The 23,947-nt window shown below is 50.7% G+C and carries 28 protein-coding genes; 7 read left to right on the forward strand and 21 right to left on the reverse strand.

The window, feature by feature from the left end; genetic code table 11:
• Window positions 1-57 precede the first annotated feature (57 nt).
• From ACQUQM_RS20175 to ACQUQM_RS20230, 12 genes are all read right to left on the reverse strand, one after another.
• Entirely contained in the window at window positions 58-1,203 is a 1,146-nt protein-coding gene (locus ACQUQM_RS20175; protein ID WP_432471663.1) for a hypothetical protein, read from the reverse strand.
• Between the two features lie 211 nt (window positions 1,204-1,414).
• Window positions 1,415-2,188, reverse strand: coding sequence for a glycosyltransferase family 25 protein (locus ACQUQM_RS20180; protein WP_432471664.1), 774 nt, complete (start codon window positions 2,186-2,188; stop codon window positions 1,415-1,417).
• 308 nt (window positions 2,189-2,496) lie between these two features.
• Window positions 2,497-3,348: a methylated-DNA--[protein]-cysteine S-methyltransferase gene (locus ACQUQM_RS20185; protein WP_432471665.1), complete on the reverse strand. Its 852-nt coding sequence runs from the start codon at window positions 3,346-3,348 to the stop codon at window positions 2,497-2,499.
• 95 nt (window positions 3,349-3,443) lie between these two features.
• Window positions 3,444-4,613, reverse strand: a complete 1,170-nt coding sequence (hemW, locus tag ACQUQM_RS20190) for a radical SAM family heme chaperone HemW (RefSeq protein WP_432471666.1) — start codon at window positions 4,611-4,613, stop codon at window positions 3,444-3,446.
• A gap of 2 nt (window positions 4,614-4,615) precedes the next feature.
• Complete coding sequence (rdgB, locus tag ACQUQM_RS20195) at window positions 4,616-5,215, reverse strand: RdgB/HAM1 family non-canonical purine NTP pyrophosphatase (protein WP_432471667.1); 600 nt, start codon at window positions 5,213-5,215, stop codon at window positions 4,616-4,618.
• A gap of 108 nt (window positions 5,216-5,323) precedes the next feature.
• The gene (locus ACQUQM_RS20200) at window positions 5,324-5,785 is read right to left on the reverse strand and encodes a DUF4426 domain-containing protein (RefSeq protein ID WP_432471668.1); all 462 of its coding nucleotides are present in this window, start codon (window positions 5,783-5,785) and stop codon (window positions 5,324-5,326) included.
• Between the two features lie 96 nt (window positions 5,786-5,881).
• A complete protein-coding gene (metW, locus tag ACQUQM_RS20205; protein ID WP_432471669.1) occupies window positions 5,882-6,472 on the reverse strand; it encodes a methionine biosynthesis protein MetW in 591 nt (196 codons plus the stop codon).
• Window positions 6,472-7,638 carry a homoserine O-succinyltransferase MetX gene (gene metX / locus ACQUQM_RS20210; RefSeq protein ID WP_432471670.1) on the reverse strand — a complete coding sequence of 389 codons (1,167 nt, stop codon included), beginning with the start codon at window positions 7,636-7,638 and terminating at the stop codon, window positions 6,472-6,474. Before metX ends, metW begins: the two co-directional genes overlap by 1 nt.
• Window positions 7,639-7,924: 286 nt before the next feature.
• Window positions 7,925-8,143: a DUF167 family protein gene (locus ACQUQM_RS20215; RefSeq protein WP_432471671.1), complete on the reverse strand. Its 219-nt coding sequence runs from the start codon at window positions 8,141-8,143 to the stop codon at window positions 7,925-7,927.
• 7 nt (window positions 8,144-8,150) lie between these two features.
• The gene (locus ACQUQM_RS20220; RefSeq protein WP_432471672.1) at window positions 8,151-8,708 is read right to left on the reverse strand and encodes a YggT family protein; all 558 of its coding nucleotides are present in this window, start codon (window positions 8,706-8,708) and stop codon (window positions 8,151-8,153) included.
• A gap of 95 nt (window positions 8,709-8,803) precedes the next feature.
• The gene (proC, locus tag ACQUQM_RS20225) at window positions 8,804-9,628 is read right to left on the reverse strand and encodes a pyrroline-5-carboxylate reductase (protein ID WP_432471673.1); all 825 of its coding nucleotides are present in this window, start codon (window positions 9,626-9,628) and stop codon (window positions 8,804-8,806) included.
• 96 nt (window positions 9,629-9,724) lie between these two features.
• Window positions 9,725-10,426, reverse strand: a complete 702-nt coding sequence (locus ACQUQM_RS20230) for a YggS family pyridoxal phosphate-dependent enzyme (protein ID WP_432471674.1) — start codon at window positions 10,424-10,426, stop codon at window positions 9,725-9,727.
• Window positions 10,427-10,597: 171 nt separating this feature from the next.
• Between ACQUQM_RS20230 and ACQUQM_RS20235 the strand changes: the two genes are divergently transcribed.
• Both ACQUQM_RS20235 and ACQUQM_RS20240 read left to right on the forward strand, forming a co-directional pair.
• Window positions 10,598-11,632 (forward strand): type IV pilus twitching motility protein PilT, encoded by a 1,035-nt coding sequence (locus ACQUQM_RS20235; RefSeq protein ID WP_432471675.1) that lies wholly within the window; start codon window positions 10,598-10,600, stop codon window positions 11,630-11,632.
• Window positions 11,633-11,653: 21 nt separating this feature from the next.
• On the forward strand, window positions 11,654-12,820 hold the full coding sequence (locus ACQUQM_RS20240; RefSeq protein WP_432471676.1) for a PilT/PilU family type 4a pilus ATPase: 1,167 nt from the start codon (window positions 11,654-11,656) through the stop codon (window positions 12,818-12,820).
• A gap of 64 nt (window positions 12,821-12,884) precedes the next feature.
• Here ACQUQM_RS20240 and ACQUQM_RS20245 read toward each other — a convergent pair whose 3' ends face one another.
• From ACQUQM_RS20245 to ACQUQM_RS20280, 8 genes are all read right to left on the reverse strand, one after another.
• Window positions 12,885-14,159, reverse strand: a complete 1,275-nt coding sequence (locus ACQUQM_RS20245) for a dihydroorotase (protein ID WP_432471677.1) — start codon at window positions 14,157-14,159, stop codon at window positions 12,885-12,887.
• A 13-nt stretch (window positions 14,160-14,172) separates the two neighbouring features.
• On the reverse strand, window positions 14,173-15,174 hold the full coding sequence (locus ACQUQM_RS20250; protein ID WP_432471678.1) for an aspartate carbamoyltransferase catalytic subunit: 1,002 nt from the start codon (window positions 15,172-15,174) through the stop codon (window positions 14,173-14,175).
• 20 nt (window positions 15,175-15,194) lie between these two features.
• Window positions 15,195-15,710, reverse strand: a complete 516-nt coding sequence (pyrR, locus tag ACQUQM_RS20255; RefSeq protein ID WP_432471679.1) for a bifunctional pyr operon transcriptional regulator/uracil phosphoribosyltransferase PyrR — start codon at window positions 15,708-15,710, stop codon at window positions 15,195-15,197.
• Window positions 15,691-16,167: a Holliday junction resolvase RuvX gene (gene ruvX / locus ACQUQM_RS20260; protein WP_432471680.1), complete on the reverse strand. Its 477-nt coding sequence runs from the start codon at window positions 16,165-16,167 to the stop codon at window positions 15,691-15,693. Before ruvX ends, pyrR begins: the two co-directional genes overlap by 20 nt.
• A 26-nt stretch (window positions 16,168-16,193) precedes the next feature.
• Window positions 16,194-16,802: a YqgE/AlgH family protein gene (locus ACQUQM_RS20265; protein ID WP_432471681.1), complete on the reverse strand. Its 609-nt coding sequence runs from the start codon at window positions 16,800-16,802 to the stop codon at window positions 16,194-16,196.
• Window positions 16,803-16,962: 160 nt separating this feature from the next.
• Window positions 16,963-17,916 (reverse strand): TonB family protein, encoded by a 954-nt coding sequence (locus tag ACQUQM_RS20270; protein WP_432471682.1) that lies wholly within the window; start codon window positions 17,914-17,916, stop codon window positions 16,963-16,965.
• 49 nt (window positions 17,917-17,965) lie between these two features.
• A complete protein-coding gene (gshB, locus tag ACQUQM_RS20275; RefSeq protein WP_432471683.1) occupies window positions 17,966-18,919 on the reverse strand; it encodes a glutathione synthase in 954 nt (317 codons plus the stop codon).
• 85 nt (window positions 18,920-19,004) lie between these two features.
• Window positions 19,005-19,733: a 16S rRNA (uracil(1498)-N(3))-methyltransferase gene (locus ACQUQM_RS20280; RefSeq protein ID WP_432471684.1), complete on the reverse strand. Its 729-nt coding sequence runs from the start codon at window positions 19,731-19,733 to the stop codon at window positions 19,005-19,007.
• Between the two features lie 173 nt (window positions 19,734-19,906).
• Between ACQUQM_RS20280 and ACQUQM_RS20285 the strand changes: the two genes are divergently transcribed.
• The 3 genes from ACQUQM_RS20285 (at window position 19,907) to ACQUQM_RS20295 (ending at window position 21,365) form a co-directional block, all read left to right on the forward strand.
• A complete protein-coding gene (locus ACQUQM_RS20285) occupies window positions 19,907-20,515 on the forward strand; it encodes an RNA polymerase sigma factor (RefSeq protein WP_432471685.1) in 609 nt (202 codons plus the stop codon).
• Entirely contained in the window at window positions 20,509-20,757 is a 249-nt protein-coding gene (locus tag ACQUQM_RS20290) for an anti-sigma factor family protein (RefSeq protein WP_432471686.1), read from the forward strand. The genes ACQUQM_RS20285 and ACQUQM_RS20290 overlap by 7 nt, the downstream gene beginning before the upstream one ends.
• Window positions 20,758-20,846: 89 nt before the next feature.
• On the forward strand, window positions 20,847-21,365 hold the full coding sequence (locus tag ACQUQM_RS20295) for a TlpA family protein disulfide reductase (RefSeq protein WP_432474857.1): 519 nt from the start codon (window positions 20,847-20,849) through the stop codon (window positions 21,363-21,365).
• A gap of 217 nt (window positions 21,366-21,582) precedes the next feature.
• Here ACQUQM_RS20295 and ACQUQM_RS20300 read toward each other — a convergent pair whose 3' ends face one another.
• Window positions 21,583-22,122, reverse strand: coding sequence for a hypothetical protein (locus ACQUQM_RS20300; protein WP_432471687.1), 540 nt, complete (start codon window positions 22,120-22,122; stop codon window positions 21,583-21,585).
• 43 nt (window positions 22,123-22,165) lie between these two features.
• Between ACQUQM_RS20300 and ACQUQM_RS20305 the strand changes: the two genes are divergently transcribed.
• Together ACQUQM_RS20305 and ACQUQM_RS20310 are read left to right on the forward strand one after the other, a co-directional pair.
• A complete protein-coding gene (locus tag ACQUQM_RS20305; protein ID WP_432471688.1) occupies window positions 22,166-22,609 on the forward strand; it encodes a hypothetical protein in 444 nt (147 codons plus the stop codon).
• A 33-nt stretch (window positions 22,610-22,642) separates the two neighbouring features.
• Window positions 22,643-23,866, forward strand: a complete 1,224-nt coding sequence (locus ACQUQM_RS20310) for an ammonia-forming cytochrome c nitrite reductase subunit c552 (RefSeq protein ID WP_432471689.1) — start codon at window positions 22,643-22,645, stop codon at window positions 23,864-23,866.
• Window positions 23,867-23,947 lie beyond the last annotated feature (81 nt).

A 23,947-nucleotide genomic window follows, 5' to 3' on the forward strand; every position in this document is an offset into this window, starting at 1 on the left:
CTTAACATAAAAACATATTAAGCATAATGTATGAAATAAATCGAAAAAATCCTTATATTAATCTTCCAAAAAACATTGTTTAAGGCGTAAGGATGATTTTAAAGCGACTGCCCGTATGATGTCGTTTAATTTTTTAATAGTACTTTTGTTCTCTAATGTTGAACAAACGTCTTTTATCGTTTTGTGAAAATTGAAAAGTGATAAGTCTTCCCAATAGACATAGAATTTTTGTAAAAAAAACTGTGCATATAAGGTTTCCTTTTTCTTACTACCTAGCGTTCCTTTGTCATGTTTTGCACCATAGCCTATTAAAATGGCAGGGATTCCTCTGGCCCATGAGTTTACGGCCATATGATAAACATCTGTTATTACAAAGTCATAAGAATAAAGATTCTGTATTATGTCGGATGGTTGCTGTTGTTCTTGACTAACTTTGCCAGACAAAAGGTAGGAAAAAATACGGTCTCGATTTTTCTGAGGGAACCACTGTACCCATTTTGGTTTTTTGCCTGATTTTTTGGTTACAAAATAGGCGAAGGTCAAAAATTTAAGACGCTCTAGTCGACCAGACCTTCCGAAGTAAACAGCAACTTTATTATTGATTTTTGTGCTGATTGGGTAAGTATTAGAGTTTAATATAGCGCAGTCAGTGCCATACATAGACCGGTCACTATCAAGAAATGAGTACTTAGCGTTGGAAAGTGCGTCACGGAAAAACACGCCTCTCGAATGCGACAGTAATCGCTTAATCCCGGAGAAATATCTATCTTCTGTAAGAACTGTCGAATCGTCAGGCAGCATAGTGGAACCATAAATAACAACTTTATTTAACACTGAAGTTTCAGCACCTTCTAAAAGGATTGTTTTGTATATGTGTTCGATAGACTCGTCAAAGCTGCTGGATACTTTATGTGCTAACATCCGGGGGATCAGGTCGTTAATCCAATATGTGTATGAATGTAAAAAATCACCCCAGTAGACGATACGGTCTGATGAAATAAATGATTCATAGTTGTCCAGCAATGACATGTAGTTTATCGTTTCTTCACTTTCACCACTATCAAACTGGCTTAAGTCGCCGATGGTGTAGAACGATAATTTTGCATCGGGGAGGTTCTTAAAAAAATCTAATGCGGCTTTGTCAACAGTATACATTCCGGTATTTCTGTTGGGATTGAAGGCGCAAACAATGGAAATTTTCATTTATAACACCAGTAAACTTAACTGAACTATGCTCAGTACATATAAAATATAATTGAATTGTTTTCAGGATTGTAGGTTCTATTTTATCTTAAAGCTCCGTGCTGAGAATAAAGTCTGTTTTGGTTTTATACTTTTTACAAGAGTAAAAAAGTAATTCTTCTATCTTATTCTTTATTCAGTTCTCTTGATCTAATAATGTAATTTCCCCGTTTCAGCGTGGAGGAGAGTGTTTAATGCCGAAGGCAACATCAATAAGATAGTTAGTTGTTGTCCTGACGATACCTGATCTTGTTTTTTTCCATAGACGACTGTATAGGGGCTTTTTTTTCATGAAAGCATCTTGCCTGTCATCGCTTATGCTTGATTTGTCTTCTGCAAAATCAGCAGGTGCTACGAAAGAAGAAGTTAAACCATATAGGGATATTTTATTCTCTTTGCGTAATTTGCTCCAGGCATCAATAGGCGCTTTTATTTTTTCAAACTCAAGGAGCATAACTTCAGCGGCTTCTCGAGAAATATAATAAGAACAAGCCAGATCAGATGAGTAACCTTCGACGCATGTGTGATTGTTAATGTTCCATATAACTCTTCTTCTGAAAAAAGAGTCAAGCCATGAGAAAAGAATAATAGGATTTTCTTTGTACCTATGGCTTTCGATCTCATTAACGAGTTTCATGATGTTGTCTTCCTTGATAAAAACATCATCCTCAAAAATAAAAGCGCCTTTCGAACCGTTCTTAATGATTTTTCTATAAATCTTCAAGTGACTGAGAGCGCAGCCTATCTCATTTGCCAGGATCTCTCGCCCCCAGTATTTTTTTGCCAGATCAGGGTCGTAAACTTCGTCAAGTTTTTTTTGGCTTAGGTCTTTCCCGTATACGCCTTCTATGAACTCATAATGAAAGATCCCCTTTTCTTCGAAATGCTTTCGAATATATTCTTTCTTGTCGGTATCTTTTTTTAGGTTAATAACATATATATCCATGCCAGCCCCTGCTGAATAATAGTTCGAATCTGTCCAGGATATGCCGTTAGGAGGTCGTTAGCCGGGAGATCGGTCAAATTTTTGTTGAATCATCGGGTTCGTTTTTAACTTGCTTATTTTCATCTTCATACCCTGGCTAGTGCGCTGATGGAAAAGGCGCGTAAGCTGGTATCGCTTGAAAATAAATCTGGCCAGAAGATAGCAGAGAACATGATGGTCGTCGAGTACAGGTAAAGGTGTGTCTATGTACCTTTTCTAATGATACAGGGACTGTGGGCATCGTTCGTATTATGAACAGGTAAGGATTATTATTTCTCTGAAGTTGATTTCGATCCATTCTCCCAAAGATGTATCGCCTGCTTGCGCTCTGCACCCCAGCGATAGTTTCCGCTCTCCCCAGTCTCCCGGATCACCCGATGGCAGGGGATAAGATAGCCGATATTGTTGGCGGCTACTGCACTGCCAATTGCTCGTTGAGCTTTAGGCGAGCCGGCGATACCCGCCAGCTGGGAGTAGGACAAAAACTGCCCTTGTTCAGTGTTAAGCAGGGCTTCCCAGACCTTGATCTGAAAATTGGTACCGCGCAGCAGCAAGTGGAGTTTGCCCGGTTGTGGCGTGCCGGGAAATATCTTCCTGGCCAGTAAATCCGCATACTGATTATCTTCAGCAGTGCTGGCGTTAGGCCACTGATTGAACAGCTCCTGTAATCTGCCGTCCTTGTCTGCGTCGAGGAAGGCAAGATAACAGAGGCCGCGCTCGGTCCAGCCAAACAGGGCGAGGCCGAAGGGGGTGGATGCTATGCCATAGTTCAGGGTGACACCGAGGCCGCCGGACTTTATTTCACCGGGGGTCATCGCTTCGCAGCTGATCATCAGATCGTGCAAGCGGCCACTGCCGGACAACCCTGCATCCAGCGCGGCACTCAGAGTATCAGAGGACTGCTGTAGTGCTTGTTTAGCATGTTCTTTGGTCAGGTATTGCAGAAAACGCTTCGGTGAAATACCAGCCCAGGCGCTGAAGGTTCGCTGCAGATAGTGCTCACTCAGACCGACCGTTGCGGCGATTTCTCTCAGCTCTGGCTGGTTCGCGGCGTTGTCACGGATATAACGAATTGCACAGGCAACTATCTGATATTGCTTGGGATCGAACTGTTCAGACATAATCTGCTTTCCGCCTTTGGCTTTGCTGACAGATTCTTAGTTTTGCAGGTTAGCTTAGTTGTTAGCCACCCGATTCTTGCGCTGTTATAAGAAAATTACTCGTTTAGAAACAGTTCCAGCAGGTTATTCAGGAACAGTCGGCCCTGTTCCGTCGGCGCTATACGTGCCGGATCGTCGACTAGCAGACCCTGGCTGCGGGCTTTGCTTAGTACAGGAGCTATGCTTTGCAGGCCAAGCCCGGTACGTGGAGTGAATAGTTCGGACTCAACACCATCAGTCAGTCGTAGGGCGTTCATCATAAACTCAAACGGCAGTTCATCCAGCCCGATATTCTGCTCGCCACTCAGTGTTGATAGAGCATCCATATAGGCTTTAGGCTGACGCTGCTTCCAGCGGCGCTGAATTCGATTCTGCTGTGGATAAGTGATTTTTCCGTGGGCGCCGGCACCGATCCCGATATAGTCACCAAAGCGCCAGTAATTCAGGTTATGCCGTGCCTGCTTGCCGGTCTGGCTATAGGCCGATATCTCATACTGTGTATAACCTTCAGCTGCCAGCAGGGCCTGGCCCTGTTCCTGTATTGCCCAAAGGGACTCATCTTCCGGAAGTTGTGGTGGTTTGCTGTGAAATTCAGTATTGGGTTCGATGGTTAGCTGATACCAGGACAAGTGCTGCGGCTGCATACTGATCGCCAGCTGCAGGTCATCAAGCGCCTGTTGCGGGGTCTGCCCGGGCAGACCGTGCATCAGGTCTAAATTGAAGTTATCGAAGCCGGTTTCTCTGGCTTTGCTGGCAGCCAGGAGCGCATCATCCCGGTTGTGGATGCGGCCGAGAGTTTGCAACTGCTCGCTGTTGAAACTCTGGATGCCGATCGACAGTCGATTGACCCCGGCGGTATGGAAACCGGCAAAGCGCTCCTGTTCGAAGGTCCCGGGATTGGCTTCCATCGTGATTTCGGCGGTCGGGCTGAGCGGGGTCAGGTCGGCTACGCCGCGAAGTATCCGGTCGATACCTGCAGCGCTAAACAGGCTGGGGGTACCGCCGCCGATGAATATGGTTTCGATAGTGCGGCCCTGAACTCCGGGAAGTTCTGCTTCGAGGTCCCTGAGCAGGGCGTCGATATAGCGCTGCTCGGGCAGCTCGCCGGTCAGCGCATGGGAATTAAAGTCGCAGTAAGGGCACTTACGCACGCACCATGGGATATGGATATACAGCGATAGCGGCGGCAGCGTGAGTGCCTGTTGTAAGGGAGCAGACAGTGTCATCTTCAGAGGTAAGCCTGAATGTTCTCGATCAGTTGTTTAACCGCCTGGCCGCGATGGCTGCGGCTGTTTTTTTGCTCCGGCGTCAGCTCTGCCGAGGCTTTGTCCAGTTCGGGTACCAGAAACAGGGGGTCGTAGCCAAAGCCGTTATCTCCCCGTGCAGAATCAAGGATCAGACCGTCCCAGGTACCCTGGCAGATCAGTGGCGTCGGGTCTTCAGCGTGGCGCATATAGACCAGCACACAGCGAAAGCGGGCGCTGCGTTCGTTGCCTGTTTTGCCTTCAAGTTGCTGCAGCAGCTTACGGTTGTTATCGGCATCGCTGGCACCGGGGCCTGCAAAACGGGCAGAGTAGATACCCGGCGCGCCTTGCAGGGCGTCTACTTCCAGCCCTGAATCGTCGGCCAGTGCCGGCAGACCGGTTAGCTGACAGGCGTGGCGGGCTTTAAGAATGGCGTTTTCAACAAAGCTGAGGCCGGTTTCATCGGCGTCGGGCACCTGATAATCGGATTGCGGGACAACGCTGACGCCCAGACCACCTAATACCTGATTAAACTCTTTAAGTTTGCCTTTGTTACCGCTGGCGAGAACGATTTTGCTGGTCATGTCTGATCCTTAGCAGGTTGTTGAGAACGTTTGTTACTCTTGTTACGAGAACGGTAACGTTATCAACAATCTGTTGCTGAGCTGCTATATGAATTATCCGGCGAACTATTAATCGACGTAGAAACGTTGTTCGAAATCGATGTCATAAGCTGGCTGATTTGGGTCTGGCTGCACCTGCAGGCTGAAGCGCAGTACCTGATCGTCGGTAAAACCAAAGTCTGCCAGATAGTAGAGTGCATTGGTCTCTTCTACTTTATCGAAGCTGAGTTCCTGCTTCTGGGATATCAGATTTGTAACCGCTCCGCTAACAACAGCAGAAACTGGCTTAGTCGAACCGTCAGATTGCTTTTGCAGTACAGAAATATTCAGTAAGGCTTTGGTTTTACTCCGCGTAATGCCGTAAGCCTGGGCCACTTTGGGTTGCAGAAAACTGCTGTTGAATGCGTTGTAATGGATCATGTAGTCGCCGTGGGACACCATCTGTTCGGCAAAACTACTGCTGCTGAACAGTACAAAAACAAATGCCAGTGAGCTCACTATGCGCTTATACCAGGCCAAATTGATGTTCATAAATAGACTCCCTTAACTTCCTTTTGTAGTACTTGTTTCACGCTTCTTTGTTTCTTAGCTTAGTTTCTCAGTACTGATTCTGGCTACTAATTCAAGCTACTTAGTGATCCGGTAGATGGCGACTTCGCCAAGCATATTAGGCCATAACCGGATCGACCAGTGATGTTTGTGCTGATTATCCACCACGGTACGTTCCATAATGTATATGTTGCGTTCCAGGCAGAGGTTTTCAAAATCCTTGAAGGTACAGAAATGGATATTGGGCGTGTTGTACCAAGTATAGGGCAGGAATTTAGATACCGGCATTTTGCCGCGCAGTGCCAGATAACCCCGCGCCCGCCAGTGGCCGAAGTTCGGGAAAGTGACGATACACTCTTTTCCGATGCGTAGCATCTCATCGACAATCTGATCCGGGCGGTGCATGATCTGCAGGGCCTGGGTCATGATGACAGTGTCGAAACTGTTGTCTTTAATACTGGGGAGGCCTTCATCGATATTCTTTTCGATGACATTGACGCCTTTTTCGATACAGGCGGTAATGTTGTCGTGCTCGAACTCCAGGCCGTAACCGGTGATATTTTTCTGTTGCTTCAGGTTGGCCAGCAGTTCGCCGTCACCGCAGCCCAGATCCAGTACTTTTGAGTCTGGAGCGATCCACTCCTGAATGATTTCCAGATCTGCGCGCATTACTTGGCCTCCTTCTGTTGCCGGGGAATATCGGCGCTTACCTGTTGCATATAGGCGGCAAAGATATCCATATATCGGGGATTAGGAATCAGGAAGGCATCATGGCCATGGCTGGAATCGATCTCTGCATAGCTGACCTGCTTTTCCGCATCGACCAGAGCATCAACAATCTCCCGCGAGCGTTCCGGTGAGAAGCGCCAGTCAGTAGTAAATGAGATCACCATGAATTTACAGCGAGCCTGGGCCAGTGCCAGTGGCAGGCAGTGGTCAAAATCGGCAGCCGGGTCGAAATAATCCAACGCTTTGGTCATCAGCATGTAGGTATTGGCATCGAAGGCGGTGGAAAAGCGCTCGCCCTGATAGCGCAGGTATGATTCCACTTCAAACTGGGGATTGAAGTCGTAGCTGAGCTTGCCTTCGCGCAGCTCGCGACCAAATTTATCGCGCATACCATCGTCGGAAAGATAGGTAATATGACCCAGCATCCGCGCCAGCATCAGGCCGGTCTTAGGTACTTTACCCTCTTCATAGAAGTGACCATCGTTGAAATCAGGGTCGCGGGAGATCGCCTGTCGGGCGACTTCATTAAAGGCGATATTCTGAGCGCTGAGCTTAGGCGCTGCGGCGATCACCATGCAATGACGCAATCGCTCCGGGTAGTTGATCGACCATTGCAAGGCCTGCATACCTCCCAGACTGCCGCCGACGATGGCGGCCCACTGACTGATACCGAAATGATTCGCCAGCCGGAGCTGGCTTTCGACCCAGTCCGCTACCGTCATAATCGGGAAGTCAGGGCCAAAAGGTTTGCCGGTTTCCGGGTTTATGCTCTGTGGGCCGGTTGAGCCGTGACAGCCACCCAGATTATTCAGGCTGATAACAAAGAACTTATCAGTATCGATCGGTTTGCCCGGGCCAATTGCAGAATCCCACCAGCCGGGTTTCTTGTCTTCCATACTGTGAAAGCCGGCGACGTGGTGGTTGCCGGAGAGAGCATGGCAGATCAGTACTGCATTGGATGCGTCGGCATTCAGGGTGCCGTAAGTTTCGATCACCAGATCGTAACTTTCCAGAGTTCGGTCACAGGATAACTTAAGGGGTTGATCAAAATGGATGGTCTGTGGTGAGACGATGCCAACTGAATCGGCGGGTATTGATTGAGGCATTGTTAATTACTCAAAGTAGCACTTGGAAACGCAAAGAATATGAAGCTGTCAGCTCGCTATGAACTTCACATTTCGTACAGCAGGGCGTAGCTATCGATGATCAGATAGCCGGCCGGGCGGTCTCTTTGTTGCGTTATAAGTTTCACTTTATTCCTGATCAATCGCTGAGTTTAATCGATAAGCTTTCAGGTATTTTTCCTGGTTGGCTAATTTTATGTACAGGACGTACGGTATGCCGCGGGTGCATGGATGCACAAGAGCGGCGTCCCTTTTCTGACGGTCCAGTTCACCGCTGATAATGCTGATGGCGCTTTTTGCTACGCTGAACTGTTTCGCCAGATACCCATTTCAAATGGGCATTCGCTTTGCTTTCAATCGGCGGCGCCGTAATGCGAATCTTAAGGCTATCGCCATGCAGACCGACAATACTGTCATTGCTTGCTTTCGGTTGCAGGGGGCAGTTCAGAATAAGGTCATCACCCTGCCAGCGATAGAATTCTGTCATTACTACGCTATAACGCCATCTGAGTGATCGTACTGAGTTGTGAACGGGCAATCTGGATGACAATGAAGATCAGGATGGGCGAAAGGTCCAGCCCGCCCAGTGAAGGCACTACTTTACGGGCCAGGTTAAACACCGGCTCGGTAATCTGGGTAATAAGTTGTGGACCGGGGTGGTAGCTGCCCGGAGCAACCCAACTGATAATAACCGAACCGATAACGGCCCAGAAATAGATAGTCAGGATGGTATCCAGTACGGTGACCGCGGAAATAACCAGAATCGCGGATAAGTTTGAACCCAGGCCATGACCTTTAAACATGATGATCAACAGCCAGGTGGCAATATTGACTATAAATGCCAGTAGCAGCGGTGAAAAATCAATATTTGCCGGGCGCGGTACTACTTTTTGTAACGGCGCCAACGGTGCTGAGGTGATTTTTACTATCGCCTGACAGATTGGGTTGTAGAAGTCGGCTTTAGCGAGCTGCAGCAAAAAGCGTAGCACCACGAGAAAAGCGTATAGCTGGCCAAATAGCTGGATAACTGTGCTTAACGGATCCTGTCCCATGTTCTATTCCAATCCTGTAACAGATTAATAAATCAGTATTTTAAATGAGTATAGAGCCTTTCGCTGGTTCTATGAAAGGCTCAATTTCTTGTTACTTATTTACCAAGCTCTTCGGCCATTGTAATGGCTCGATCATGGCAAGCCTGCATCGCTTTATCGAACAGTTCGATCAGACCTTCCTGCTGGAACGTTTTGATCGCCTGTTCAGTGGTACCGTTGGGGGAGGTAACCCGACGCCGTAGTTCGGCGGGCTCTACATCGCTTTGACTGGCCATCTCGGCCGCGCCCAGGGCGGTCTGGATAGTCAGTTGTGCGGCGATCTCTTTGCTCAGTCCTAATTTTTCGCCAGCGGCAACCATCGCCTCCATGACCATGAAGTAATAGGCCGGTCCGCTACCGGATACTGCAATGACGGCATCAAGCTGAGCTTCCTGCTCTACCCACAGGGTGAGACCAACCGCGTTAAGAATCTGTGTTGTCTGTTGTCGCTGGATCTCAGTGACCATGCTGTTAGCGCATAAACCACTGGCGCCTTTCTGGACCAGTGAAGGGGTGTTTGGCATGCAGCGAACCAGGGCAATATCGCCTCCCAGCCATTGCTCAAGGCTGGCGCTGGTGATGCCGGCTGCAACAGAGACGATCAGCGGCTGACGGCTTTGTACTGTCGCGGCGATGGTCTGGCATACTGCTTTCATAATCTGCGGCTTCACCGCCAGGATAACGATGTCGGCATTCGCGATTGCATCATTGTTATCGGTGGTGGTATTGAGCCCTTGCGCCTGCAGATCGGCAAGATTTTCCAGTCGCGTTGCTGTCGCCCAAATATTATCAGTTGGATAGCCATTGCTGATCAGGCCGCCGATAATAGCGCGGGCCATATTGCCAGCGCCGATGAATGCCAGAGTCGGTTGTGTGCTCACTGTATATCCTTGAAAACGAATTTGATAATTAAGCCGATTATGCCCGGTTAAGGGCATCAAGCAAAAGCTATTTGCCTGATACTATTTGCAGCAGTGCTATTTACTGTAAACCCTGGCGCCGAAGATCGCGGTGCCGATTCTGACGATGCTGGCGCCTTCAGCGATTGCAGCATCCATATCCCCGGACATGCCCATCGACAGGGTATCCAGCTCGGAGTGGTCAGGATGATTTAGCTGCAGTTGCTGTAGCAACTCCCGCATACGGGCAAAGGGGCGTCGTTGTTGCTGCGGATCTTCACTGCTGGCCGGAATCGCCATCAAACCGCGTAGTTGAATATTAGGCAGTTGCAGAACCTGACTGGCCAGTTCTGGCAGCTGCTCTGGTAAAATCCCCGACTTACTTTCTTCACCGCTGATATTGATCTGCAGGCAGATATTAAGTGGAGGCAGTTGATCCGGACGTTGGGCACTGAGACGCTGGGCAACCTTGAGCCGATCAACGCTGTGTACCCAGTTGAAACTTTCCGCTATCGGCCGTGTTTTGTTGGACTGGATAGGCCCAATAAAGTGCCAGCAAATCTCAAGATCCTGCAGCTGTTCGATCTTTTCCAGCGACTCCTGCAGGTAATTCTCGCCGAAATCCAGCTGTCCCTGGGTATAGGCAGCACGCAGCTCGTCTGCCGGGCGGGTCTTGCTGACAGCCAGTAATGTCACAGTCTCAGTACTACGCTGCGCATTTTGGCAGGCAACGTTGATCTGTGAACGGACTATTTCAAGGTTATTTGCTATGTTTGTCATATAGTTATAACGGTCAGTGGCTTGAATAAAGTATTTTGCAAAATATAGATGGTGTGACGGGCTGATTTGTATTGCTATCAGGCTCAGTCCGGCCGCTTTTAGGTTACTATATTTACGCTACTATGATTTGCGACCATATAATAACAGAGATCACACAGCGCCAGAGACATTATGGATATTACAGAACTATTATCGTTTACAGTACAGCAGGGAGCTTCTGACCTGCATATCACCGCCGGCATGCCGCCCGTTATCAGGGTTGACGGTGAAGTCAAAAGGATTAAGCTCCCCTCTCTGGAGCATAAGCAGGTACATACGCTGATCTATGACATCATGAATGATAAGCAGCGTAAAGATTTTGAAGAACGCTTCGAAACGGATTTTTCTTTTGAAGTGCCAAAACTGGCCCGTTTCAGGGTTAACGCATTTAACCAGAACCGCGGTGCTGCTGCGGTATTCCGGACTATTCCCAGCAAAGTACTGACGATGGATGATCTGGGGCTGGGGACGGTGTTTCAGGATCTGGCTTCTAAACCACGGGGACTGGTGTTGGTTACAGGACCGACCGGTTCTGGTAAGAGTACGACTCTGGCGGCGATGGTGGATTACATTAACGAAACCCGCAACGACCATATTCTGACCATCGAAGATCCGATCGAATTTGTCCACGAAAGTAAGAAGTGCCTGATCAACCAGCGGGAAGTTCATCGTGATACTCTTGGTTTTGATGCAGCACTACGTTCAGCGTTGCGTGAAGACCCCGATGTTATTTTGGTAGGCGAGATGCGAGATCTGGAGACTATCCGGCTGGCGTTGACCGCTGCCGAGACAGGCCATCTGGTGTTCGGCACGCTGCATACAACTTCTGCAGCGAAAACAATTGACCGTATCATCGATGTGTTTCCCGCCGCGGAAAAATCGATGGTTCGCTCCATGTTGTCGGAGTCACTGCAGGGCGTTATTTCCCAGACCTTGATGAAAAAGCCAAAAGGCGGTCGTGCGGCAGCGTTTGAGATTATGGTGGGTACCCCGGCAATTCGTAACCTGATCCGTGAAGATAAGGTAGCTCAGATGTATTCGGCGATTCAGACCGGTGCCGCATTTGGTATGAATACTCTGGATCAGTCTCTGACGGATCTGGTGCAGAAGGGTATGATCAGTCGCGAAGCGGCCCGTGAAAAAGCCCTTATTCCGGCTAACTTTTAATTAGGGAAGGAGTATTAAGTTTTGGATATTACTCAACTCTTAAAGGTAATGGTGGATCGCGGTGCGTCGGATCTGTTCATCACCGCGGGTGCCCGTCCCAGTATTAAAGTGGATGGTTCGATCAAGCCCCTGACCAAAGAGTCACTGAAGCCTGCCCAGGCCCGCTCGCTGACCTACAGCACGATGAATGATCGTCAGCTGTCCGAGTTTGAAGGTAGCCGGGAATGTAATTTTGCTATCAGTGCGCCGGGTATCGGACGCTTCCGGGTCAGTGCTTTTTTTCAGCGCAACTCCCCGGGTATGGTACTGCGCCGTATCAATACCCACATACCGAGTATGGAAGATCTTAACTTGCCGCCGGTATTGAAAGACCTGGCGATGACCAAGCGTGGCCTGATCCTGTTTGTGGGTGGTACCAGTACCGGTAAATCGACTTCACTCGCCTCGATGATTGATTACCGCAATACTAATACTGCCGGCCATATTATTACTATCGAAGACCCGATCGAATATATCCATGACCATAAACAGAGCGTGATTACCCAGCGGGAAGTCGGTCTGGATACCGAATCATTTGAGATCGCCCTGAAAAACACTCTGCGTCAGGCGCCGGATGTTATTCTGATGGGTGAGATCCGTAGCGCCGATACGATGGGTTATGGTCTGACCTTCGCCGAAACCGGCCACCTCTGTATGGCGACTCTGCACGCGAACAATGCCAACCAGGCGCTGGATCGGATCATCAGCTTCTTTCCACCGGAGCACCATGCCCAGATCTGGATGGACTTGTCGCTTAATCTGAAAGCGATTGTGGCGCAGCAGCTGTTGCCGACAAAAGACGGCAAAGGCCGGCGCGCGGTTGTTGAAGTGCTGATTAATACGCCGCTGATGCAGGATCTGATCCGCAAGGGTGAGGTACATGAGCTGAAAGAGGTGATTAAGAAGTCGACCAATCTGGGTATGCAGACCTTCGACCAGGCGCTGTATAGCGAATATAAGGATGGCACCATCAACTATGATGTGGCGCTTGCTCACGCCGACTCGCCTAACGACCTGCGTCTGATGATCAAGCTGAACTCAGATACTAATCCGGATATCGACAATGGCGGCGATGACTCTGCATTCTTCCTGCAGGATGACGATGACTTCCTCAGTAATGAAGGCTCGCTGGATGTGAAAGGGATGTAATCGTTACTTACAGTGACAAAAAAACCGCCGAATGGCGGTTTTTTTATTGATCTGATATTAGCGCTTAACGCTGATAGACGACCTGACCATTGAGCAGAGTATTGTGGACCACCCCGCGGAGTGGGTAGTTCAGGAACGGCGTATTGATACCCGCTGAGTGACTGTTTTCTTCATTCAGAGTCCACTGCTCTTCCGGGTCGAAGATACAGACATCAGCGTTACTGCCTGTGCTGAGGGTACCCAGTTCCAGTCCGAGCACCCGTGCCGGTCCCGCCGTTAGCTTGTCGATCATCTCCGGCAGCGAAATCAGTTCCTGTTGTACCAGCATCAGGGACAGGGAAAGCAGGGTTTCCAGTCCGGTCATGCCCGGTTCCGTTGCGGCAAAAGGTGCCTGCTTAGCCGCCAGCTCGTGGGGCTGATGGTCAGAACAGATAGCCTGGAAACCATCTGACAGTAGTGCCTGGCGCAGGCCTGCCCGATCCAGCTGGCTGCGTAGCGGTGGAATCAGGTGGAAGTTCGGGTTAAAACCACTGACATTTTCATCGGTGAGCAGCAGGTTTTGAATCGCGACATCGGCGGTGACGTTTAATCCGCGCTTTCGGGCATCCATCACCATTTTGATCGAACGCTCACAAGACAGCTGGCCGAAGTGGGCTTTGACACCGGTCTGCTCAATCAACAGCAGGCAGCGGGCGACTTCAACGGTTTCAGCGGTTTCCGGAATACCATTCAGGCCTAGACGGGTGCAGGTGGTATCTTCATGCATCGCACCGCCATCGGCCAGCTCAGCATCCTGGGCCTGAAACAGCACCAGCAGATCATGGGTTGCGGCATACTCCATGCAGCGAGTCAGGATCAGCGAGCTTCTTATTGGATTGCGGGTGTTAGTGAACGCGACACAACCGGCTTTATGTAAAGCAAACATCGGGCTGAGTTGTTCGCCGGCTAAACCCTGGGTCAGGGCGCCGATCGGCAGGACCCTGGCATTGCCTGCTTCAGCGGCACGGTCCTGAATCAGGTCAACCACTGCGGTATTGTCGGCGATCGGTTTAGTCGTTGGTGGCGTACAGATCGTAGTGACACCGCCGGCTGCCGCGGCCGCGGTTTCGGTGGTGATGTTGCCTTTACGGGTATAGCCAGGCTCACGCAGGTGGGCGCACAGATCGATAAAGCCGGGGCTGACAATCTTACCGCTGGCATCGATGGTCTGGTCGGCTTTGAAACCTGATGGAGCATCACCTATTGCTAAAATTTTTCCGGCAGCGATATAGAGATCACTTAGCTGGTCCAGTTGATTTGCAGGATCGATAATGCGGCCGCCCTGAATTTTAATATTCATACTGTTGCGTCCCTTATTCGCTATCGATCTTATTTTGATGTTCGGTCGTCTGTCCGCTCATGGACATCGACATTACCGCCATACGTACCGCGATTCCGTTGGTGACCTGATTCAGGATCAGTGACTTAGGGCCGTCGGCGACGGCTGTTTCTATTTCAACGCCGCGGTTGATCGGGCCAGGATGCATTACCACTGAATCGGGTTTGGTCAGCTTCAGTTTCTCTTCAGTGAGGCCGTAAAGGCGATAGAATTCTGCTTCACTGGGTAGCAGGGCGCTCTGCATACGTTCCTTTTGGAGCCGTAGCATCATCACCACATCGACATCCTTCAGGCCTTCATTCATATCGGTAAAGACCTTTACCCCGAGTGCTTCTATGTGCCTTGGCAGCAGGGTATTTGGCGCAATTACCCGAATCTCAGCTGCACCCAGAGTACGCAGGGCGTGGATCTGTGAGCGGGCCACCCGGGAGTGCAGTATATCGCCGACAATCGCCACGATCAGTGGCTCGAAGCTGCCTTTATGCTGGCGGATAGTCAGCATATCCAGCATCGCCTGGGTTGGATGCGCGTGGCGGCCATCACCGGCATTGATAACGGCAACATTCGGGGTCACGTTTTCGGCTATGTAATGGGCCGCGCCACTGTCGGAGTGACGGACCACAAACATATCCGAATGCATCGCTTCCATCGTCATCAGCGTGTCTTTCAGAGTTTCGCCCTTGGATGTCGAGGAAGTCTTGATATTCAGGTTCAGCACGTCGGCAGATAAACGTTTAGCGGCCAGCTCAAATGTACTGGCGGTTCGGGTGCTGGCTTCGAAAAACAGGTTTACCACGGTGGCACCGCGCAGTAACGGTACTTTCTTAACCTGTTTAGCGCTCATGTCGACGAAAGAATCAGCGGTATCGAGTATCTCTGTCAGCAGCTCCCGGCTTAATCCTTCGGTGGTCAGGAAGTGTTTTAACTGACCGGCGCTGTTAAGTTGGATCAGATTAGGATCTTGGGTTTCGAACATAGCGAATTCCGGCAGTCAGTTTATTGGGAGTCTTTCTTTCGGATTTCCAGAGCCAGCGGCTCTGGTCCGGTCAGCTTGACCTGTTCATCTCGGGCCAGCGGCAGCAGTTCGCCGATCACATCTGCCTGGATCGGCAGTTCACGTCGGTTCAGATCGAGCAATGTGACCAGGGTGATGGATGCAGGACGGCCATAATCGAACAGTTCGTTCATTGCCGCCCGGATAGTCCGGCCACTCATGATGACATCATCTACCAGAATAATATTGCGGCCTTCGGTGGCGCTTGGCAGTACCGATGGCTGAACTTTAGGGTTCAGCCCGACCCGGCTGAAATCATCCCGGTAGAACGAAATATCCAGGGTGCCCAACGGGTTGTTGATCTGTAGCTGCTGATGCAACCGCTCTGCCAGCCAGACACCGCCAGTGCGGATGCCGATCATCATAGGATCTTCAATCTGTCTGGTTTTCAGCAGGGCGTTCAGCTCAGCTGCCATTTTATCCAGTAATACGTCGACCTTAATTACGCCCGATACCATAGAGGTCCTCCAGTCGGGTTTCGCTGGGAATGCGCTGCTCTGATGCAAACCAGTCTTCCAGAATAAGTTGGGCGGCGATGCCGTCCACTGAATTTTCTTTAAAATTAGTACTGCCGCCACGGCTCAGACTGATCTGTTTAGCTTCACGGGTTGTCAGCCGTTCATCAATCAGGAAACAGGGGACTTTGCAGCGTTCGTGAAGCCGGTTGGCAAACTTACGGGCACGGCGAGCCATATCGCTGATCGTGCCATCCATATTCAGGGGGATGCCGATTACCAGCGCTGCCGGTTGCCACTCACTGATCAGTTTATCGAGGACATTCCAGTCGGGAATGCCATCGCGGGCCGCGATTGGCTGTAGTGGGGATGCCGTACCGGTCAATGACTGGCCACTTGCTACGCCGATACGGGTCGTGCCGAAATCAAATCCTAGAACGGGTCCTGATAATGTGTTCATGTTGCATCTTATAGTTGGCGGTGCCGTCAGGCGTGTCCACTCTGGCCGGTCAACAGATCAAGGTTGACCCCCAGGCTTGATGCGGCCGCTTGTAAACGATCAGCGGCCGGAGTGCGGAACATTATATCCAAATTAGCCGGGCAACTTAACCATGCATTATCAATCAATTCCTGTTCCAGCTGACCTGCGCCCCAGCCGGCATAGCCGAGCGCTACCAGATATTCGTCGGGGCCTTTTGAATCGGCGATTGCGCTCAGGATATCGGTTGAGGTGGTCAGGCTGAGTTGATCGGAAATAGCAAAAGATGAGGACCAGTCTGAAGCGTTAGGACGATGCAGGATAAAGCCTCTGTCGCATTGTACCGGACCGCCTGCATACACGGGTACAGAGGCCAGTTCCGGTGGCGGAGTCATGTCCAGCTGTTGCAGCAGGGCATCGAGTTCCAGTTCAAGTGGCCGGTTGACTACGATACCCATAGCCCCATACTCATTGTGATCGCAGATGAAGGTGACAGTGTGATCGAAATTCTGGTCATCCATGTGCGGCATGGATATCAGGAAATGCCCTTGCAGACTGTCTGGAGAGTAAGGTGACTCTGTACCGGATGAACCTTGTGAGCTGGATTGGCTGGTCATGGTGAGTACCTGTTTGTGGCGGATCTTTTCGATCGGTTATTGGAGAACTGCGCGTAGCGGATATTTATAAGGTATAACTCCCTGTTTTGCTGATGTTGTCCTTGTCTTCTCCGTGGTTACTATATTACGCAAAGCACCCTATCTGCCTGACAGTTAACTCTTAGTATAAACGGGTGGATTTCTCAAACTTCCAGGTCCGGATAATCTCAAGTATGTCGGTGTTTTTACGCATCTCAATCGGAAATTGCTGGAACGGTGATGCCATCTGTACGATACGCACTGCGGCGTCATCGAGGACTTTATTCCCGGAAGAGTGCAAAATTCTGATCTCTTTAACTGATCCGTCCGGCAGTACTGAGACCATCAACCGTAAGCTGCCATAGAGTTGCTGACGTCTGGCTTGCTCCGGGTAATTCAGGTTACCGGTGGCCTCGATCTTTTTGCGCCAGTTATCCAGATAGACGGCATCGGAATGGCTGCGGGTGGACGCTGATGTTAAACGCTTTACCCTGGGGCGTTTAGCATATTCCTGGCGCTGAAGTTCAAGCTGTGCTTCCAGACTGGCAATTTCCAGACTGCGGGCCAGCAGAGATGTTGAGCTGCCAGGGGCGGGTGCCGGAGCTGTCGATTTTTTCCGTGGCGCAGGTTTCTCATTGGTTTGCGGCTTGTTCTGAGCGCTCGTGCTTATAACCTGCGCTGTTGGCTTGGATTCAGACTGTTCAGCGTTTTCGCTGAGTTCAGGGGTTGGCGCCTCAGGTTGTGGTTGAGCCGGTTTTGGAGTGGTCAGCTGCGGCGGTGCCTGGGGTTGAAGGGGCGCAGTTTCCTGAATGTCCCGGTGCTGAAAATCTGCCTTTTCCCGGGTTGTGGGAATGAGTTTTTCATCGCTCTGGCCGCTGCCAAGCTGATCGGCCTGAGCGAGAAAATCGGCTTCTTTGGGGGCCTCTTCACTCTGGTAATGAGCCAGGGTAACCTCTATCGTTTGTGCCGGAGGTTGTTTTTCGCTCAGACTAAAGCCAATACCGAGAATACCGGCGGCATGCAAAGCAATGGCGAGGAACAAGGTAAAACCGAGGCGATCAGATGCAGAAACTGCGGCCACCGTCGCGCCGTTCATAATACCGTTCCCTGTTGTATATATGCCATTGCTCTATCCGTACTGGCAATTATGCGTTGAGCTTACGTTCAATCGCATTCATCAGATCCATCGCTATATCCAGACCAAACTGGTCATCCAGCTCCCTGATACAGGTCGGACTGGTAACGTTTACTTCGGTCAGGTAATCGCCGATTACATCGAGACCCGCGAACAGGATGCCCTGAGCTTTCAGAGTTGGGCCTACTTGCGCTGCGATCCATTTTTCCCGCTCGGTTAATGGCCGGCCTTCACCCCGGCCGCCGGCGGCCAGATTGCCCCGGGTTTCACCCCCGGTAGGGATTCGGGACAGGCCATAAGGCACGGCCTCACCGTCAACCAGCAGAATGCGCTTATCGCCATCGACTATCTCTGGCAGATACTTCTGCGCCATGATGGTTTCGGTGCCAAATTTGGTCAGGGTTTCGATGATCACACCCAGGTTCACCCCCTCCTCCTGAATACGAAAGACCGAGGTGCCGCCCATACCGTCCAGCGGTTTGAATATCACGTCTTTGTATTCGGCGTGGAAATCCCGTAGCAGATCATCCCTCCGGGTTACCAGGACCGGTGGACAGCACTGTGGGAAATGGGTCGCGAATATCTTTTCGTTATAGTCGCGCAGGGACTGCGGTCGGTTAACGACCAGGGTATTGCCTTCGGCAGCTGCCAGCTCCAGCAGATGGGTGGTATAGATGAACTCGTTATCGAAAGGCGGATCTTTACGCATCAGGACGACGTCCAGCGTCGACAACTCCAGGGTCTGGTATTCGCCCCGTTGATAAAAGTCATCCGGGTTCATATCGACAGTCAGTGGTGCCATTTTGGCCAGAACCTTGCCATCGCGCAGATAGAGATCTTTCTGCTCCATATACCACAGCTCCCAGCCTTTGCGCTGAGCGGCCCAGAGCATTGCCAGAGAACTGTCTTTTTTGAAGCTGATGTCCTCAATCGGGTCCATCACAATACCGACTTTAACTGTCATCTAGAAACCTTAACTAACATGTTGATTGAATGTGAGTTTACCTGTGCCGGGCGGTGACCACCAGTACCGGTTTGGATGCCCGGAATTAACCCAGGTCACCCCATATATATTGCAGAACCGATAATGCCGCAATGGGGGCCGTTTCGGTACGAAACACCCGAGGGCCGAAAGCGACCGGCTTAAACCCCTGTTTCAGTGCCAGACTGACTTCATCTTCAGTCAGGCCTCCTTCCGGGCCGACCAGTAAGGCAACCGATTCAGGCAGCTGAAACTCACCCAGCGGCTGTTCTGTATGGTGGTGCAGCACCAGCTTCAGATCGGCTTCAACGCTGCCGATCCAGTTCTTCAGCTGTTCCGGAGCCGCTATCTCTGGGACATCACAACGCAGGCTTTGTTCACAGGCGCTGATGGCGATCTGTTGCCAGTGGCGTTGCCGTTTCTCCTGTCGGTCACTGTTGAGTTTGACCTCGCAGCGTTCTGAGAACAGCGGTGTCATGCCGCTCATGCCCAGCTCGGTGGCTTTCTGAATCGCATAATCCATCCGCTCACCGCGGGATAGTGACTGGCCGATCTGAATCCGTAGTGGCGATATTCTTCGGGGCTGGGAAATTTCGTTGATCTCGGCCTCAACGCTGCGCTTGGCGATATTAGTTAACGTCGCCAGGGATTCGTTACCGTCACCGTTAAACAAAATAATCTGCTCGCCGGGACGCATTCTTAATGCCCGGGCGACATGTTGGGTGTTGCTATCGCCCAAAGTAACAGTTGTGCCAGTCGTGAGTGTTTGCGGCTCGTAGAAACGTGGGGTTCTCATAATACTTACTATTCTGAAATCGATGCGGTTGGATTATACAGCGCCCTATTATGCCATGGGGATTACTGTATCAGTGTATTTTTTGCTGCGTGATTTACTCCGGCAGTTGGCGTTAAGCCTTTGCTACTCCTAGGCTAAATCATACCACCATCACTCGGATATATGCCGTTGGTATGAAATTGTTGAATCGTGAAAGTGAGCTGCTGCGGGCGTTGTTGAATCGAGACGAACAGGGATACCAGTTTGCCGTACGCAAGTATTCAGCGGGGATGCTGGCAACAGCGCTACGGTTGGTCGATAGCGCGACCGCGGAAGATGTGGTGCAGGATGCCTGGGTAACGGTGGTCGATGCAATTGGCAGTTTTGAGCAGCGTTGCTCACTGCAAACCTGGTTGAACACGATTACCGCTAACCGGGCACGCTCCCGCTTGCGACGCAGCTGGCGCGAGTTGAGTCTGGACCAGCAGGATATTGAATCTGACTTCAGGTCGCGTTTCAGTGGTGAGGGCCGTTGGAAGCAGATGCCTGCGGTCTGGGATACGGTATCACCTGAGCAGCTTTTGCAATGCGATGAGCTACAGAATTGCCTGAATCAGCATATTTCCAGTTTGCCGGAAAACCTGAGAACGGTATTGCAGTTGCGTGATATTTCACAGCTGGAAGCGGACCAGATCTGTAACATTCTGGATCTTAGCGCGTCCAATTTCAGGGTTATGCTGCATCGGGCAAGGCAGCGGGTTTATCTGATGGTGGAGCACTTTGAGGAGACCGGGCAATGCTGAAATGTCGGGATATAGTCGAGCGAGGCAGTGACTTTATTGACCAGGATATGACCCTGGTACAGCAACTTGAGTTTCGCGTCCATCTGATGATGTGTCACCGGTGCCGGACGTTTGTCGGTAACTTACGCAAGGTTGTGTTGTTGTTACACCGTGCGCCAGAGGATACCGTGCCGGCAGATCTGATGGCCAGACTGGATAATGTAATTGTTAAAAAGCTACGTCAGGCAGAAGACAGCGACTAGCTTCTGAGGATTGATCATAGAAGGAATAAGCTGCGGAGGATTATATGAATCACCAGCGAATATCTATTTATACTGCTATCGCTCTGATAATGATACTTGTCTTACCTGTTAAATTGACGCTAGCAGGAACAGCACCTTCAAGCCCCGTTTTTACCGGACATGTTCAACCATTCGTTTTCTCGTTCGTACCGGCACCGTCGATACCTTTTTTTGATTCTGTTAATCAGCTACACAGGTTGTCGGACTTTAAAGGACAAGTGTTAGTGGTGAACCTTTGGGCGACCTGGTGTGCCGCATGTTTGCAGGAGATGCCGGAGCTGGAAGCGCTGCAGCAGACTATGGGTGAACAGGGGGTGACTGTGCTTGCCCTTAATCAGGATCTGCCCGAAGGCGAAAAGGTACGGCGTTTCCTCGATGTACGCGGATATTCCGGTTTAACCGCTTACCGGGATATCAATATGCTGTTTGGTGAGGCGGTAGGACAGAAACTGTTGCCGATGACACTGTTGTTTGATCGTAGCGGGCAAGGCATCGGTTATCTGATCGGTCCGGCAGACTGGAACTCTGCGGCAGCCAGGGCATTAATCAGCCGCTATCTTAACGAATAATCCAGTTTCCATTCCCGCAGGAAATGTCCTTCTCGTTTCCTAAGTATGTCTGGCCCCTTATTGGCGTTATTCATGAAGTTGTTCTAATACGAAAGACAGTATTAAACAGTGATTGTAAGTGTAACGTTCTCCTGTGTTATGCGTCTCAATCTAAACCGGTGCTTGTCATTATCCGTTGTTGTGACCGGTGAAACTGTTTTATTCGGAAATAAGAGATTTAAAACCTTCTGATGCTGGTTGCAGGGAACTTAACTGGTTCATCCAGAATAATAACGAGAAGGTAGACCAAAATGGACATAATAATAAAACGATGTTGCATCGCTCTGTGTAGCTTCGTTACATTTTTACTGTTGAGCCAGAACGTGATTGCCGGACCAGAACATGAGTATCGGTATATAGGGACTGTTGATATAGCTAATACGCTGGCTGCCGCGAATCCTTGCGCTGCTAACCCATGCGCTGCAAACCCCTGTGCCGGGAAAAACCCATGCGTGGCTAATCCCTGTGCTGTAAACCCTTGTGCCGGGAAGAACCCCTGCGGAGCTAATCCCTGTGCTGCAAACCCTTGCGCCGGGAAGAATCCTTGCGGAGCTAATCCCTGCGCTGCAAACCCTTGCGCCGGGAAGAATCCTTGCGGAGCTAACCCCTGTGCCGCGAGAAACCCATGTGCAGGTAATCCGTGTGCTGCGAAGAATCCTTGCGCTGCAAACCCTTGTGCTGGAAATCCATGTTCGGCAGCCGCGGCTGTTAATCCCAAATTGATTACCCGGCCACCCAGTGCGGCGGTGTGGTATGGCAATATGGCGGAGCTAAGAGTATTGGGTGAAAAACTGTGGAGCGATACCAGTGTCAGCAGTAATGGCTTAAGCTGCGACACCTGCCATCAGAATAACGGTGCCTTTATGGCCAGCTTTAAGCAGCCATACCCCCATCGTGTGGCAATGGCCAGCAGCAGGGCCGGGCTTAAAACTATCGCTATGGATGAGATGGTCCAGCTCTGCCTGGTAGTGCCGATGGCAACTCATCCGATGCTCTGGGGCTCAAAAGAACTGGCTGCTCTGACGGCTTATACTGCGATCATTCAAAAATCATTCCGGTTGAGTGCAATGAATCCTTGCGCCGCGAGAAACCCATGTGCAGGTAATCCGTGTGCTGCTAAGAACCCTTGCGCTGCAAATCCATGTGGCGCAATGAATCCTTGCGGAGCTAACCCATGTGCCGCAAAGAAACGATACAGTAAATAGCCGTTGTCTGGTTTGGAACCGCGAGGCTGGCAAGTGTTGGCTGAAACTGGCCTGAGAAAGTCATCAGGCTGGGGGCTGGGGTATCTTTTGATATCCACCCTGGCGGGTTGCTTGTGGGCGAGTCCAGTCCTGGCAGAAAACCAGGTGGCTGATTTTCTGCAACAACACTGGCAACGACCTTTGTTACCCCAGGGGGATAGGCCGGAGGGCTATTCAGATGTTGAGGCATCACTGAGCCCGGAAGCCTGCGGAACCTGTCATGCGGAACAGTTAGCTGACTGGAGTAGCAGCATGCACAGTAAGGCTATGGGGCCGGGATTAATGGGCCAGCTGGTGACTATGGCGCCCCATGCACGTAGTGAACAGCAGGCCTGTTTGAGCTGCCACGCACCATTGGCAGAGCAGGCTGACAGTCTGGTTGATGAGTTGAAAACCGGTGATGGCAGTGGCCTGCATCGACAGGGACTGGTCTGTGCCGCATGTCATGTCAGGCGGCATAAGCGCTTTGGTCCTGCCCGTAAGGATGGTTCAGTTCCGGCAATCGATCAAAAGTTACCTCATGATGGCTGGGTTGTGACTAATGCATTTCAGGACAGTCGTTTCTGCGCCGCCTGTCATCAGTTTGACGAAAGTGGCTTTGCGCTGAACGGGAAGCTGCTGGAAAACACCTATGAGGAGTGGCGACAAAGTCGGTATGCCGATGCCGGTGTTAGTTGTCAGCAGTGCCACATGCCGGGTCGCCGGCACCAGTGGCGTGGCATTCATGATCCTGAAATGGTACGTAGCGGAGTCAGTATTGAGGTAACCGATATTACCCAGGCCGGCACTGAGCTTCGTGGGCAGATGGCAATGACCAATACCGGTATCGGTCACCGCTTTCCCACCTATGTAACACCACAGGTGGTGATGCAGGGGTATCAACAGTCGGCAGCGGGAGAGCTGTTGCCGGGGACCGACAGCTACTTCGTGGTTGCCCGGCGGGTGGCGCTGGATCTGTCTGCCGAGATTTTCGATACCCGTTTGGCGCCGGATCAGACCGCCCGCCTCGATTATCAGCTGCCACGTCACCCAATGGCGAAGATGCTGGTGTTCCGGATCTGGGTGGAGCCGGATACCTTTTATCAGCAGTTCTTTACCAGCAGGCTGCAGCATGCACCGCCGGGTCCCGCCACGGATATGTTACAGAGTGCTTTACAGGCAGCTGCAGAATCCCGGTTTACCTTGTTTGAGCAGCGTTTGGCATTGCCTTATGAATAAATAGCGCTTCCCCGTTGTCTGAGTACAAGGGAAGCTGTGAACAAGGTCTTTAGTATTTACATCTAACGCCTTCCTTTGGCG

It is taken from the genome of Amphritea sp. HPY, assembly GCF_050870985.1.
Classification (GTDB): Bacteria; Pseudomonadota; Gammaproteobacteria; order Pseudomonadales; family Balneatricaceae; genus Amphritea.